11 protein-coding genes and 1 pseudogene are annotated in these 14,538 nt (G+C 45.4%); 7 read left to right on the top strand and 5 right to left on the bottom strand.

Going from position 1 to position 14,538, the window contains the following annotated elements; genetic code table 11:
* A partial coding sequence (locus tag QUA33_RS25760; protein ID WP_333152332.1) for a hypothetical protein occupies nt 1-188 on the top strand: 188 nt, incomplete at its 5' end.
* A gap of 428 nt (nt 189-616) precedes the next feature.
* Nucleotides 617-1,634 (top strand): annotated as a pseudogene (gene tnpC / locus QUA33_RS25755) (IS66 family transposase); the annotation flags it as partial.
* Between the two features lie 249 nt (nt 1,635-1,883).
* Here tnpC and QUA33_RS25750 read toward each other — a convergent pair.
* Together QUA33_RS25750 and leuB are read right to left on the bottom strand one after the other, a co-directional pair.
* A complete protein-coding gene (locus QUA33_RS25750) occupies nt 1,884-1,955 on the bottom strand; it encodes a hypothetical protein (protein ID WP_333152334.1) in 72 nt (23 codons plus the stop codon).
* A gap of 365 nt (nt 1,956-2,320) precedes the next feature.
* Entirely contained in the window at nt 2,321-3,406 is a 1,086-nt protein-coding gene (gene leuB / locus QUA33_RS25745) for a 3-isopropylmalate dehydrogenase (protein ID WP_333152330.1), read from the bottom strand.
* 119 nt (nt 3,407-3,525) lie between these two features.
* Between leuB and QUA33_RS25740 the strand changes: the two genes are divergently transcribed.
* Together QUA33_RS25740 and QUA33_RS25735 are read left to right on the top strand one after the other, a co-directional pair.
* Nucleotides 3,526-4,326 carry a Uma2 family endonuclease gene (locus QUA33_RS25740; protein WP_333152328.1) on the top strand — a complete coding sequence of 267 codons (801 nt, stop codon included), beginning with the start codon at nt 3,526-3,528 and terminating at the stop codon, nt 4,324-4,326.
* A gap of 263 nt (nt 4,327-4,589) precedes the next feature.
* Entirely contained in the window at nt 4,590-5,795 is a 1,206-nt protein-coding gene (locus tag QUA33_RS25735; RefSeq protein ID WP_333152326.1) for a DUF4336 domain-containing protein, read from the top strand.
* 204 nt (nt 5,796-5,999) lie between these two features.
* Here QUA33_RS25735 and QUA33_RS25730 read toward each other — a convergent pair whose 3' ends face one another.
* On the bottom strand, nt 6,000-7,796 hold the full coding sequence (locus tag QUA33_RS25730; protein WP_333152323.1) for a metallophosphoesterase: 1,797 nt from the start codon (nt 7,794-7,796) through the stop codon (nt 6,000-6,002).
* 327 nt (nt 7,797-8,123) lie between these two features.
* Between QUA33_RS25730 and QUA33_RS25725 the strand changes: the two genes are divergently transcribed.
* Complete coding sequence (locus tag QUA33_RS25725; protein WP_333152321.1) at nt 8,124-9,101, top strand: acetamidase/formamidase family protein; 978 nt, start codon at nt 8,124-8,126, stop codon at nt 9,099-9,101.
* Nucleotides 9,102-9,257: 156 nt separating this feature from the next.
* A complete protein-coding gene (locus QUA33_RS25720) occupies nt 9,258-9,542 on the top strand; it encodes a hypothetical protein (protein WP_333152319.1) in 285 nt (94 codons plus the stop codon).
* 418 nt (nt 9,543-9,960) lie between these two features.
* Here the strand turns inward: QUA33_RS25720 and galT are convergent, their stop codons facing one another.
* Together galT and QUA33_RS25710 are read right to left on the bottom strand one after the other, a co-directional pair.
* Nucleotides 9,961-10,983, bottom strand: coding sequence for a galactose-1-phosphate uridylyltransferase (gene galT / locus QUA33_RS25715; protein WP_333152317.1), 1,023 nt, complete (start codon nt 10,981-10,983; stop codon nt 9,961-9,963).
* A 243-nt stretch (nt 10,984-11,226) separates the two neighbouring features.
* Nucleotides 11,227-11,886: a restriction endonuclease subunit R gene (locus QUA33_RS25710; RefSeq protein WP_333152315.1), complete on the bottom strand. Its 660-nt coding sequence runs from the start codon at nt 11,884-11,886 to the stop codon at nt 11,227-11,229.
* A gap of 290 nt (nt 11,887-12,176) precedes the next feature.
* Here QUA33_RS25710 and acs point away from each other — a divergent pair, with 290 nt between their 5' ends.
* Nucleotides 12,177-14,147: an acetate--CoA ligase gene (acs, locus tag QUA33_RS25705; protein ID WP_333152313.1), complete on the top strand. Its 1,971-nt coding sequence runs from the start codon at nt 12,177-12,179 to the stop codon at nt 14,145-14,147.
* Nucleotides 14,148-14,538: the final 391 nt, after the last annotated feature.

Raw genomic sequence — 14,538 nt, 5'->3', positions numbered from 1 at the left:
CTGACGGAGCTTGCGAGCGAACCCAGCTCACTCGCCGACCTTGGCAATACCGCAACGCAGTTGCGGTGAGCAGTTACGGTAAAACTTACTGTAAATTGGTAGTCTGTGACTCGATGCTACTGTTTCCCAGTTTGGGCAACAGTGACCAGTATAATGGAATTGCTCTTCGCTCCCCGATCACAGGCTAACCATAAATAGATTAATGCGCCCCCATTGACTGCGGTCGATTGAGCTTGATAAACGAGTACCAATGGGGCAATAAGTGGTCAAGCAATAAGTAATTAATGGGAACCAAATTAATGATATAGTTAAATTTGGTAAATCCAGAAATCTTTGTAGTTTTCTGCGCCGACTTTCGGTTGTAATTGGATAGGGAAATACCCGGGAGAGCCTTTCTAATCTCACTTTTTTTTCTGATTGTATCAAGGGTAGCAAGATTCCAATCAGTTTAAATTGAGCTGAACTTAGTTTTTTTTTTAAATGAATGAGGTAGAATGTTGGTATCATTATTTTTTAGATAGGCAAGCGTGTAACAATTATGGTGCCTATTTTTTTTGAGCAGCGGATTGGCTCAATCCTTACAAAGGTATGGGTTTGGGGCTGGTTGTTACCCTCCCAGAGATATACCTGTATTTGCAGCGAGTGTGGGAAAAACAAACAGCAGACTGGTCGCCAGAAATAGTACCGGGACAAGATATCGGAATCAGACTGCAAACTTTTTTGGGATGGATAAATAATTACGGAAATTTATCCTACGAAAAACAAGAAGAACTGTTGTGGGAACTGGGAAAAATAGAAAGAGGAGTGGGAACTTTAGTAGCCACGAATGAAAGAATAGATGGTGGAGTGGCTAAAAGTATTGACCGGCTCAAAGAGTTGGTCAAACAAACCCAGCGCAATATCCATGCGGATGAAACACCTTGGGGAGTCAAAGGGGTAAAAGAATGGTTATGGATTTTTGCCAATACAGATTTCGCATTATTTCATGCGGCTGGTACTCGTTCTCGCTCCGAATTAGAAGTAATTCTGGGTGCAAGCTATACAGGTGTCCTCAGTTCGGATGACTATAGCGTTTATAATGATTATTCAGTCACAGCACAACAGAAATGTCTAGCGCATTTACGCCGTCATTTCAAAAAGCTGAGCAAGTTACCAGGTTTAAATAATCAGGAGATTGGCGTCAAATTTATCGATTTGATCGATGAAGGCTTTCATAATTACGCTTTATACCAAAAAACTCTCTTGATTGACGAGTTCTGGAGTTGGCCATCAGAGTTTAAATTAAAAATTGAATCTGCACTCTTAACTTGGTTTGAGCGAGCCGGAACCCAAGGAAGTAAACTGTTACGTTCCTTGCTCCATAAAGCGGCTCAATGGTGGTATTTTCTAAATCACCCAGAGATTCCACCAGATAATAATTTAGCCGAACAAAGGTTACGTGAGAGCCGTTACAAAAAGAAAAGTTAGTGGCGGTTCCCGTTCAATGTCACGGTTCCAAGATACTGCCAATTTATTGACAGTTATACAAACTTGCCGTCGTCAAAGACGTTCAGTCCACCGAGTTTTTTGAGCAAGGTATCAAAGCGAGGGTTAATCCTGCTGTGCAGACCCCATCTTTAATACCCCTGGTTTAGACCCATTGGTGACAAGTTAAGACTTAATTGCATTTGTCAATCAGTAATTTTACTCAAAAAAACTGCTTTTTTAGGAGTGGAAAATTCACGATTCAAGAGGGAGTAGGTATAAATATCACCCTCGGCACGATCGCACGATCGCCCAAATCTCAGTTTTGGAGCCAAAATCCGAGTAAATGTTGAGCATAATTGCTGATTGACAAATGCTTTCTTAGCTTAACTTGTTACCAATGGTTTAGACCTGAATCCTTATGTTTGTTCTTGATACAGCTTTGGAATATGTCTACCGGCTTCCCAATTTTTCACAGTGGTTACACTCACGTTCAATTCATCCGCAACTTGCTGCTGCGTCAATTAGCAGCCTATGCTGATCTAACTCAAGCGCGATCGCACTTCTGGAACTTCAATTAAAGGCAAAACTCGTTTGTTTTGTACTGGAAACGTCCGACGAAAAAAGGCGTTGTATCTGCAGGATGTAGTGGCGATACCTTGCAACCTCTTACTCCAACCGACTCGCTGTGCGATTATGGGGTCGTGGAAACGTCAAAATGCAGGTGATTGATGCAATGATATCGGAAGTTGCTGCATTGGGCTTTTGGGATTTTAAAATCCCAAAAGCCTTTCGATCCCAATTATTTGAACGCTACCCCTTGACAGGTCAAGACAGTATCTACAAAATAAATAGATCAACCTTGCAAAACTTCAATTAAAGCATCGCCCATTGCCCGACAGCCGACGAGTTTCATGCCTTCCGACATGATATCACCAGTGCGATAACCTCGATTCAAAACTTCTACAACTGCTTGCTCGATTTTATTAGCAGCTTCCGGCTGATTTAAGGCGTAACGTAACATCATTGCCGCACTCAAAACTTGGGCTATGGGATTGGCTTTATCTTGTCCGGCGATGTCGGGTGCGGAACCGTGCACGGGTTCAAAAACTCCCGGTCCGGTTGCTCCCAAACTAGCAGAAGGCAGCATTCCAATACTACCAGTTAGCATCGCCGCCGCATCGGAAAGAATGTCACCGAATAAATTACCGGTGACAATTGTATCGAACTGTTTCGGCCAGCGAATTAACTGCATTGCTGCATTGTCAACGTAGAGGTGAGAAAGTTCGACATCCGGGTATTCTGAAGAAAGGGCAATAATACGATCGCGCCACAGTTGCGAAACATCCAAAACATTCGCTTTATCAACGGAACACAGCCTTTTGCCCCGCTTCCTAGCCGTCTCAAAAGCAACTCGCCCGATTCTATCAATTTCCGACTCGGTGTAAGCCATCGTATTGACACCGCGTTTTTCGCCTGTTTCCGTCTCAAAAATACCTTTCGGTTTGCCGAAATAAATGCCGCCTGTGAGTTCGCGGACGACCATAATATCCACGCCTTCGACAACTTCCCGTTTCAAACTAGAAGCATCAACCAATTGCGGTAAAATAGTCGCCGGGCGCAAATTCGCAAACAATCCCAATCCGGCACGCAGTCCTAATAATCCAGTTTCCGGGCGCTGTTCGCGGGGCAAATTATCCCACTTGTAACCGCCGATAGCTGCTAACAATACTGCATCGCAGTTGCAGCATTTTAAGAGTGTTTCTTCGGGCAGCGGATTGCCTGTTGCGTCAATAGCAGCGCCGCCAATTAAAGCTTCTTGAAATTCAAAGCCGATGTCCAATTGTTGACCGACAAGTTTCAGGACATCTACCGCCACAGCGATAATTTCAGGGCCGATGCCGTCTCCTGGTAAAAGAGTGATGCGGTAGTTTTGAGTCATATCGATTTTGGAGTTTTGATTGTAGATTTGAGATTGAGAGTTAATGGGAATTCTTTGGAAATGCAAGACATTCTCACAAGGCTATAATCATATCAGGATAAGCAACCTCAGAATTCATTATGACATTCCCGACTTACCCGCCTGCTCAAGCTGAACCGCCTCTAGACCCCCGGCAGAGTTTGCCAACAATGTATGATTTACCTAGCGAAGACCCAAAGGAGCCCGGTTTGCCAGATACATTTCATTTAGATCAGCCGCAACTCTTGGAATTCACGTTTTTGCCGCCGGGATGGGATGCGGAACAAGTCTTTACAGCCAGTGACCTAAATTTGTATTACGATGCAACACAACCGCGCTGGCATAAACGCCCTGATTGGTTTGCTGCGGTGGGTGTGCCAAGGCTTTATCAAGGGCGCGATATGCGTTTGAGTTATGTAGTTTGGCAAGAACGGGTAAATCCGTTTGTGGTGGTGGAATTGCTATCGCCGGGCACTGAAGATGAAGATTTAGGGCGGACTGTTCAGCAAGCTGGGGAACCGCCGACTAAGTGGCAAGTTTATGAACAAATTTTGCGGATTCCTTACTATTTTGTGTTCAGTCGCTACACGGATGAATTGCGAGCTTTTCATCTTGTAGGAGGCCACTATGAACCTGCAGAATTAATTGATGGGCGGTTATTTATTCCTGAGTTGCAGTTGAGTTTAGGTTGGTGGCAAGGCACTTATAAGAGTATGAATCGTTTGTGGTTGCGATGGTTTACGGCCCAAGGAGGGTTGATTTTGAGTCCGGGTGAAAGAGCAACGGCGGCGGAACGGCAACTGATAGAATCTCAACAGCAACTCATAGCATCTCAACAGCGAGAGGAAAGACTAGCGGCGCGGTTGCGGGAACTAGGCATCGATCCTGAACAATTGGTTTAATAGTTCTCGCACCCAGGCCTGGTGAAACCCGGTTTCTTCCTTCTATTTCTCGTGACTCGTCCCAAAACTCGTAGAAACCGGGTTTCTAGCCCCCATGGGTAATTCTTGCTTGAGTGTTCCAAAAGCACGCGCGGCGTAGCTATCCCGTAGGGAATCGTCCATAACCCCTTTTCAACTCCTCGAATCCGCTCAACAGGAGTGAAATAAGATAAAAATAGTTCGATCGCACGCACGTACAAAAAAATCGGCAAGGAGTCGCACCAGTGGCAGAGGGCGAAGGCATACCAACATCAGCACAGATTGATTCTAGGGACTATTCTTGGGCCTTTTGGCCGGTCGTCCCCCTCTATCCCTACAGCAAGCGGCGCACCATCCGCAAGGAAATAGTTAAAGATACAATCTGGACTTTTGACCAACTACAAGGCATTTTTTACGTTGTCGTCCCGATTCGGATGACAGTAATTAAACTAGAACCCGAAGGCCTTCTCGTCTACGCCCCCGTGGCACCGACTCCTGAGTGCATCCGCTTGGTAAAAGAGTTAGTAGCAGAGCACGGCGAGGTGAAGTACATCCTGCTGACAACGGTTTCGGGCATCGAACACAAAGTTTTTGTCGGCCCCTTTGCGAGGTGTTTTCCCGAAGCGCAGGTGTTTGTCGCCCCGCAGCAGTGGAGTTTCCCGGTGAATTTGCCGCTGAGTTGGCTGGGTTTGCCGGCGAAACGCACCTCTGTACTGCCCTTTGACAGCAGCAACACACCGTTAGCCGATCAATTTGACTGGGCAATTCTCGGCCCCCTGGATCTCGGTTTGGGCAGATTTGCTGAAGTTGCGTTATTTCACAGGCGATCGCGCACGCTGATGTTAACAGATTCCGTGGTTTCCATTCCCGAAAATCCGCCCGCGATCGTCCAACTCGACTCGTACCCGCTGCTGTTTCACGCCAAAGACAGCGCCTCGGACATTGTGGCAGACACCCAGGAAAATCGGCGCAAAGGGTGGCAGAGAATCGCCTTATTTGCCATGTATTTTAGCCCCAGCGTGCTGGAAGTGCCGCCGTGGTCGGAGGTATTTGCCAGCGCCGTCAAAGCGCCAGAACGATCAAGGAAAGCTTATTTCGGGTTGTATCCGTTCAAGTGGAAAACAGATTGGGTGCGATCTTTTGAGGCTTTGCGGGGAGGAGGGCGGTTGTTGGTGGCGCCGATTTTGCAGACTTTGATTCTCAACCGCGCGCCGAGGGAAACTCTCGATTGGGTGGATAAAGTGGCGAGTTGGGACTTTCAAAGGATTGTACCTTGTCACTTCGATAGTGCGATCGACTCCCGGCCGCGTGAATTTCGGCAAGCATTCTCATTTCTGGAAAAACACTCGCCTGTTAATTCCTTACCCGAAGACGATTTTAAATTGCTGAGGCAGATTGATGCGGGTTTGAATAAAACTGGTTTGGTTCCACCTGCGAAAGAGAAAGTTTAATCATTTGAGTTCACAATCTTTTCGATTTCCACTAACCCCCAAATCCCCCCTAACCCATTAACAAGGGGGCGACTGGAGTCTTCAAAGTCCCCCTTCTTAAGGGGGATTTAGGGGGATCGAGAATTCGATACAAACGAGAGAAATAGAGGGTGCTAGTCTTAAGTTGAGACGCTTTGAACACTGCCCTGTCCCTACTAAATCAATTTATGAAATTTTCAACTTAAACTCATCAAACTTCACCACTTTCGACGCCGGTTTCCGCGTATCAAAATAGTAGCTGCTAACCGTACCCTCCCCCGTATCAAAAATAGTAAAAGCCGTAATATCATTGCTATCAATATACGGCAGCGGCCGCCCGTCTTCTCCCAACAAAGGCGCAACAGTCGGCACCACAGGTTCCAATCCGTTCGGATCTCCAATAGCGCTGTAATCTTCCCGATATCCCGGCGGCACAAATCGGCGCTTTTCCCCCGCAAAAGCACCATAACTGTTGCCCACATTAGAAGTCTCCAAAAAGTGCATTCCGCTGGAACTTACAAACCGATTCCACAAGTGCGAATGTCCGTAAAATACCAACTGCACCCCCGCTGTTTCTAGTAGCGGCACTACATCCCGAATCAGATAATCTTGCTGTTTCGGATACTCGTAACGCACCATTTTAATCTCGCCATCGAGAGCGCGATCGACTATTTGCACTGGGTCAGTATAAGCAGGTACAATATTGTCGCCCAGAGAATGCGGCGGGTGGTGAAACATCACAATTTTATATTTTGCCTGCTGGAATTCCGCACTCTTTAACTCTTGTTGCAGCCAATTATATTGAGCGCTCCCCTTGACAATCGGCTCAAAAATATGCTGTCCGTATCCCCATTTTTCAGGCTTATTAAAATCTTCGTCCCGTTCGCGATACCTGCCTCTGGCACCCGGATCTAAATTCGGAGTCCGCCAGATATTCGTAACATACAAAGTTACTAACCGCACGTCCCCAAAAGTCACCGCATAGTATTTTTTGTTACCATTTAAATTAAAAATTTCGTCATAGGTATCGCTATTAAAAGTATTGTTTTTCAGCCAGATTTCGCGCACTGAAGAGTCATTATTGGGATTCAAAGATGCAGCACGTTGAGCGTATATTTTCTCGGCGGCGGCGCGGGGAAAAGGATCGTGAAACTGCTCGTAGAGTGTGCTGCTGTTTGAATACCTACCCATGATTTCGTGATTGCCAATGGCGGGAAATAAAGGCGCGTGTTGGATCAGTTCGCCGCCGCTGTAAACGGTTTTGATGCCGTTTTTGTCGAGTTCGGAAAATGCGCGACCTTGCAGCGCGGGAAAGAAAGCGCGGCCTTGGTAGTCGTCAAACCATTCAGAAGCGCGATCGGGTATATTAATTAAATCCCCAGCCATGAAAATCGCGTCAACTCTCCCAATTGTTTCGGCTACTTTCTGGAGATTTGCTGCTGTCATCGGCATCAATTGATGGTCGGAAGTGAGGAGGATTTTGAGCGGCCTTCCTGCTGCTGGTGTCGGAGAAAGAGTGAAAACTTTGCTGCTGACAGATGCGCCGTCTTTCCTTTCGCTAGTGACTCGATAAGGAATGCGAGCACCGGGCATTAAATTGGAGACTTCTGCTTCGTGGCGCCAGATGTCGCGGACAATTGGATTGCTGTCAATGATGCTTTGTTTCATTTCATCGGAAATGCGCGAGTCTTTGTCTTCGCGAGTGCGGCTTAGCTTGGTAGTATTTGCCGTCACAACTTGATTCAAATTTTCGCCGTAAGCAACAGTGTTGCGAGTCCCAGCAAACTCGGTGAACCAGACAACTCGCACCGAGTTTGCTTTTGGGACTTGCAAAAACGGATCGGTTAAAAGCTGAGGTTCGTTGAGGTTAGATGGCATCATGAAACCTAGCAATAGGACAATCAACATCAAAACAGCAAAAAACCAGGGATTGCGAGAATAACCTTTGGGATTTCTTACTTGGTTGGGCAATGGTGCTAACATAATTCATTAGTCATTAGTGTGTAAGGGCGGGTTTCACTAGCCAAACAGAAATCCCCACCCAAATACATATAAACCCGCGCCACCAATTTTAAATTTTAAACTACCAACGTTATCAAAAAGTTAAGAAATTAGTAAAATATCTCACATCTAACAAACTTTAACCATTTTTTCATATTTTCTGATCTCTCCATTCTCTTTCTCTGCGCCCTCTGCGCCCTCTGCGGTTCATTAAAAAAAATCTTTCTCAAAAATGCTTGAGACTTGCGATATAACATTCTTAACACCCTTCCTTCAATCTAAAATCTAAAATCTAAAATCTAAAATCCCATGACTCGCCACCTTCTCAAGGCTAACTGCAAAACCGTACACTTGGGCGGTTTCTCTCCGAATATCGAACCTGCTTTAAGGGTGGATTCGGGCGATCGCATTGATATCGAAACCTATTCAGGATATTATGTTGCTGACCAAGCCCCGCCGGAATTTCTCACCCCCGAATTTTTAGGTATTTGTCAGAATTTGCCTCCCAACCGCAAAGTTGGGCCGGGGCCCCACTTGCTGACAGGCCCGATTTATGTTAACAATGCCGAACGGGGAGACGTTTTAGAAATTCACATTGAGGATGTTTATCCGAGTTTACCAGTAGGATTTAATGCAATTCGCGCCGGATGGGGAGCTTTGCCTGACTGTTTTCCCGAACCTAAAGTGCGGTTTATTCCCCTAGATTTACAGCAAAAAACTGCTGAATTCCCCCCAGGTAGCGACCTGGCGATTCCCTTGCATCCTTTTTTTGGAATTATAGGTGTTGCGAATTCAGAAATTAACCGTTCTTCTATTCCTCCACAGCGCTACGGAGGCAATATGGACAATCAGGAACTCCAAGCAGGAACGCGATTATTTTTACCTGTTTTTCTGCGTGGTGGTTTACTGTCCATCGGCGACGGACATTCGGCACAAGGAGACGGTGAAGTTGACGGTACTGCCATTGAAACTTCGATGAACGGGACTATTCAAATCATTTTACGCAAGGATTTTATTTTGATATTCCCGTTTGCCGAAACGCCCACTCATATTGTAATTATGGGATTCGGTAGAACATTAGATGAAGCCTTTGAAATGGCGGTTAAACAGACGGTTTATTGGTTGCAAAAGTTTGCAGGTTTCAAAGAAGAACAGGCTTATGTTTTGTGTTCCATTGCGGTAAATTTTCGGATTACTCAGGCTGTCAACAATCCCCAAAAAGGAGTTCACGGAATGATGCCCAAGTGTATTTTGCCCGAAGTGAAAATTATTGGTCACGGAGTTTGAGGTAAAATGATAACACGCGATCGACCAAATAATTAGGATCGCGATCGCACAAACGACACCAATTTGTCACTGCTGTGGTCGATCTGGATCGCGATCCTGTTGACAATTAAGCTTAAAATGAGATAAGTTACCAGTTCTACCTAAATCGAACTCAACATGAAAAACCAGACTGACGATGTTGCCAAAAAAGATTTAGTCGATCGAGCTTTTGGGAATGCAGCAATACCAGATCCGACAGCGTGGGTGCACGAACATTATTTTCTGGCTAATTTCGCCGATACTCTGGCACACATCCAAGAACATATGTCTGAAGACAGTTGCGAAATCGGCGATAATGGTGACTCTGGTGAGGGGGTATTATCGATCGATGCCAAAATTAGAGATATGTTGAGAGCTACTTTTAGCGACGACGGCTGGCATTATGTCGAAAGTTTATTGTGAGTTTGGTAAAACCCACAAGTATTTGTACGTTCATAACTTGAGAACGTAAGTTATACCAGTTTAACAAAAGAATCCAACTTTAGGCCGGTGATCTACCCCATTAGATCGTGCATGCGTTATGCGCAATTCTTTAATCTCAAATATCAAATCTCCAATAATATCAATTCCATCTGCGCCGGAATGATATCAAATCCACGCTTCATCGTCGGGCATAAAGTCGAATCAAGCTGCCAACAAATAATTCGCGCAATTTTCATTTTTTTGACTCACAGTCAACAGCCAACAATGATTCCAGTGCAACCGGAATCGATATGATATCAGTTTCCTCTCTCAACGCAGACTCGCAACTAAGAGTGAGTGGCTGCGTGCATTTCTATCCCAATTTGAAGTAAATTGGACTATTGTGATGTAGGATACTTTAGATGGGGGAGAAATTACTGTCGCTAGGAATTTCGATCGATCGCAAAAAAGCCGCACTTTCTTCGGGCAAAGCAGTATTGATAAACATCCCGCTACCCAACTCAAACCCAGCTTGCTTAGTAACTCTGGGAATAATTGCAATATACCAGTGAAAGTATTTTGTTGCCCGTTGGGCGATCGGCACCGATCGAATATTATAGTTATAATCGGGATTGTTCAATCCGTAATAAAGCTTAGCCAGTACAGTTTTCAAAGTATCCGCAAGGTCGGCAACTTCCCCATCAGTAATTTCATCAAACGAAGAGGAATGACGGCGCGGAAAAATCCAAGTGTGAAACGGTGAAAGTGCAGCGTAAGGGATAAAAGCGACAAAATGTTCACTCTCACAAATCACTCTTTCCTCCGCCGCTAATTCATCTTCCAAAGTCCGGCAAAATAGACATTCTCCCGTGTCATCAAAATATCTAATAGCTTCGTCGATGCGGCTGCGGAATTGGCTGGGTACAACGGGCGTCGCTGCTATCTGCGAGTGGGGGTGTTCGAGAGAAGTTCCGGCACTTTCCCCGTGATTTTTGAAGATAATAATTGTTTCAATGTGGGGATTTTTTCTAATTTCTACATACCGCTGGCGGTATACTAAAAGTATGTTTGCAACTTCTTTAGCACTCAACAAAGCTGTTGTCAAATCATGTCGCGGGTGTTCGACAATTACCTCGTGAACGCCGATTCCCGCCATCGTGCGGTGAATTCCCGATGATATCCTCATCCATTCTGCTGTCGGGGAGAGGGCGGGATATTTGTTGTAAATTGCCCTGACTTTCCAGCCAGTGCGATCGCCCAAACGGCAAGTTTCTAAGGTTCCGTCTTCCTCATTTCCCACGCAAAAAGGGCAATCGGCACGGTGCGGTGGCACTACGGCAGCCCACTTTTTTTTGTTAGCGAATTGATCCGGTCTTGTCGCCCGTTCCGTGGCGATGATTACCCAATCTCTGGTAATTAGATTTTGTCTAAGTTCAGACATTTTCTTACCTTCAGTTTCCGGGTCAAATTGTGTCTTATTTTAGACAAAAACTTTTATTTTGTCACTCACTAGAGTAAATTTTTAACAAATCTTAATTTATAATTAAATCGGCAGTTTCTCAACAAAAGTTAACAACATTTGAAACCAGCGATAGAGGACGATTAGCGACTAAAGGTGTCTCCCCCGATGTTACAGAATATCTATCTAAGCAGTACGGGTAAGCACAGATTTTAACCGCAGAGATTAAGCCAACTGCAACTGCACATTCTGCAATTTGCAAATCGCTTTCAAGACTTGCGCCAACAAGAGCGATCGCTCTCGGTCAATCAAATTCAATTCAGGTAAAATCTGATAAGTACAAGGATTTCCCCGCGTCAGATACACAAACTGATAGTTACGTCCATTCGTTGTCAATCCCCAAACAGACGATTGCTGCTGCAAACTTTTATAAGCATAAGTCAGCAATTGTGGCAAACCGGCCCAAGGATCGATCGCACTATTTTTCGCCTCCACTACCAAAATCCAAAACTGTGCCGCCGCGAGCTCTGCATCCGGCTGATTTACCGCTAAAATATCCAAGCGCCCTTTAATTAAAGTATCCCCATCCTCAACCTCGATCGGGATGCTATCTTCCATTGTCAGCACGATCGGAATATCAAAAAATCCTGCTAATCTCATTAACGGTGAAAGCACTAAAAACTTAACCAGTTCTTCTGAAACTTTTCCGGCGGATAAGTAGCGTCGAAAGTCAGTTCTAATTTTTAATATTTCCTGCTGTTCTAATTCTGACAGCGGTTCCAAAGAGAAAAAATCGGTGAAGGCGTCTCCTTCTCGCTCTTCCAATTTGAGAAGGCGGCGAACGTCATTTAGCGAGAGTTGGCTTGCTTCTAAATTTTGCGTCATAGTTTTCCTTTAATTAAATTTAACTAACTACCTAATTATACCTAATCTCATTTACAAAAAAGTATAACTTAAAAAGTTGTAACCCAATAATCCCTAAGAATAATTAATCATTAAATAAGCTAAAAAATCCTCTAGATCTGCGTTAATCGGCATTACTCGGCAAGCAAAAAAAGAACAACATCTCAACCTCTTACAAAATTTCCCAAAGTCTTAAGGAAAATAAACATACTTTTGCCCCAAGTTATGCAAACAATAGTTAAAAAGACGAACCGAAGTTAAAGTTAAAAGCAATGTCACAAGATACGATCGAGTCAATTCTGCAAGAAAAACGCCTATTTCAGCCGCCCGCTGAATTCTCCCAAAAAGCTCACATCAAAAGCCTAGAAGAATACCAAGCCCTCTACGACAAAGCCAAAGCTGACCCCCAAGCATTCTGGGCAGAACTCGCTGCCCAAGAATTGCACTGGTTCCAAAACTGGGATACCGTGCTCGACTGGCAGCCGCCTTTTGCTAAATGGTTTGTCAACGGTAAAATAAATATTTCTTACAATTGTCTCGATCGCCACTTAACAACTTGGCGCAAAAATAAAGCCGCCCTGATTTGGGAAGGGGAACCCGGAGACTCCCGCACCCTCACCTACGCGCAACTCCACCGCGAAGTCTGCCAAATGGCGAACGTCATCAAAGAATTGGGAGTTCAAAAGGGCGATCGCGTCGGTATTTATATGCCGATGATTCCCGAAGCTGCGATCGCCATGCTAGCCTGCGCCAGAATCGGTGCAGTACACAGCGTTGTTTTTGGCGGTTTTAGTGCAGAAGCTTTGCGCGATCGCCTCAACGACGGCCAAGCAAAACTCGTCATCACCGCCGACGGAGGCTTCCGCAAAGATACCGCCGTCGGCCTCAAAACACAAGTAGACAAAGCACTAGCAAATAATGCCGTACCCAGCGTTACCAACGTTCTGGTAGTTCAGCGCACCAAACAGCAAATTGACATGGAACCGGGGCGCGATCGCTGGTGGCACGATTTGCAAAAAACTGCATCACCAAATTGTCCGGCCGAACCGATGGATAGCGAAGATTTGCTGTTCATTCTTTACACTTCTGGAAGTACCGGAAAACCGAAAGGAGTCGTCCATACAACCGGTGGTTATAACCTTTATACCCACATGACAACCAAGTGGATATTCGACCTCCAAGATACCGATGTTTACTGGTGTACTGCTGATGTCGGCTGGATTACGGGACACAGTTACATAGTCTACGGGCCGCTGTCCAACGGTGCGACAACTTTAATGTATGAAGGTGCTCCTCGCCCTTCTAATCCCGGCTGTTTTTGGGATGTAATTGAAAAATACGGCGTCACAGTTTTCTACACTGCACCCACCGCAATTCGCACCTTTATGAAAATGGGCGAACAATTGCCAAATGCCAGAGATTTGTCATCTTTACGATTGTTAGGAACCGTCGGCGAACCGATTAATCCCGAAGCTTGGATGTGGTATCAGCGCGTAATTGGCAACTCGAATTGTCCGATCGTCGATACTTGGTGGCAAACAGAAACCGGGGGAATTATGATTACCGCTTTGCCCGGTGCAATTCCTACAAAACCCGGTTCTGCTACCCTACCTTTCCCCGGAATTGTGGCTGATGTTGTTGACCAAGATGGCGAACCAGTAACTAACGAAAGCGGCGGTTATTTAGTGGTGAAACATCCTTGGCCGGGAATGATGCGGACGCTTTACAACGATCCCGATCGCTTCCGCCGCACCTATTGGGAATATTTGCACCCGAAAGATGGCGAATTCGTTTACTTTGCAGGGGACGGCGCGCACAAGGACAAAGACGGTTATTTCTGGGTAATGGGCCGCGTTGACGATGTAATTAATGTGGCCGGTCACCGACTCGGCACAATGGAAGTCGAGTCAGCTTTGGTATCGCATCCAGCCGTGGCGGAAGCTGCGGTTGTTGGTAAACCCGATGAGATTAAAGGTGAGGACATTGTGGCTTTTGTCACGCTGGACAACTCGCAGCAACCTAGCGATGAATTGGCTAAGGAATTGAAGCAGCACGTGGTTAAGGAAATTGGGGCGATCGCCCGTCCCGGCGAAATTCGATTTACCGATGCTTTGCCAAAGACTCGCAGCGGCAAAATCATGCGCCGGTTGCTGCGTTCTTTAGCTGCGGGAGAAGAGGTTTCTGGGGATACTTCGACCTTGGAAGACCGGACGGTTTTGGATAAATTGCGGGCTGATTCCTAGGGGTATTTTGTAACCGCAGATGAACGCAGATATAATTACATTAGCGTTCATCTGTGATTTAATTGTTCGGTCTAATTGAAATCGGGTGCATCCCAATTTTGTAAGGGTTCTCGCATTCCGGGAGATAATTTATTAGTTATAAGCACAGACTTACTGCGGGAATCCGAGATCCTACGAATATATTTGCAAAAATGAGATACACCAATTGAAATCTTGCAAAATAGCCAGAAACCGAGTTTCTTTGGGTTTATTGACAATGATGCAATATTTACGGCAATGTAGAGTGTAGGAATGTTAGAAAACCCTGAAAATAAAGGTAATTGCTCAACCCCCTTGACAAGAGAACGAGATAGACATTAGATAGAGGAATGAAAAAACTCCCTGACCTAAA

This window comes from Microcoleus sp. Pol14D4 (assembly GCF_036701245.1).
Taxonomy (GTDB): Bacteria; Cyanobacteriota; Cyanobacteriia; order Cyanobacteriales; family Microcoleaceae; genus Microcoleus.
This window is presented reverse-complemented; position numbering and strand designations above follow the sequence as displayed.

Excerpts from the sequence above, each read along its gene's own strand:
- QUA33_RS25730 (WP_333152323.1), bottom strand. The coding sequence starts at position 7,796 with ATGTTAGCACCATTGCCCAACCAAGTAAGAAATCCCAAAGGTTATTCT.
- galT (WP_333152317.1), bottom strand. The coding sequence starts at position 10,983 with ATGTCTGAACTTAGACAAAATCTAATTACCAGAGATTGGGTAATCATC.
- acs (WP_333152313.1), top strand. The coding sequence starts at position 12,177 with ATGTCACAAGATACGATCGAGTCAATTCTGCAAGAAAAACGCCTATTT.
- leuB (WP_333152330.1), bottom strand. The coding sequence starts at position 3,406 with ATGACTCAAAACTACCGCATCACTCTTTTACCAGGAGACGGCATCGGC.
- QUA33_RS25710 (WP_333152315.1), bottom strand. The coding sequence starts at position 11,886 with ATGACGCAAAATTTAGAAGCAAGCCAACTCTCGCTAAATGACGTTCGC.
- QUA33_RS25740 (WP_333152328.1), top strand. The coding sequence starts at position 3,526 with ATGACATTCCCGACTTACCCGCCTGCTCAAGCTGAACCGCCTCTAGAC.
- QUA33_RS25720 (WP_333152319.1), top strand. The coding sequence starts at position 9,258 with ATGAAAAACCAGACTGACGATGTTGCCAAAAAAGATTTAGTCGATCGA.
- QUA33_RS25725 (WP_333152321.1), top strand. The coding sequence starts at position 8,124 with ATGACTCGCCACCTTCTCAAGGCTAACTGCAAAACCGTACACTTGGGC.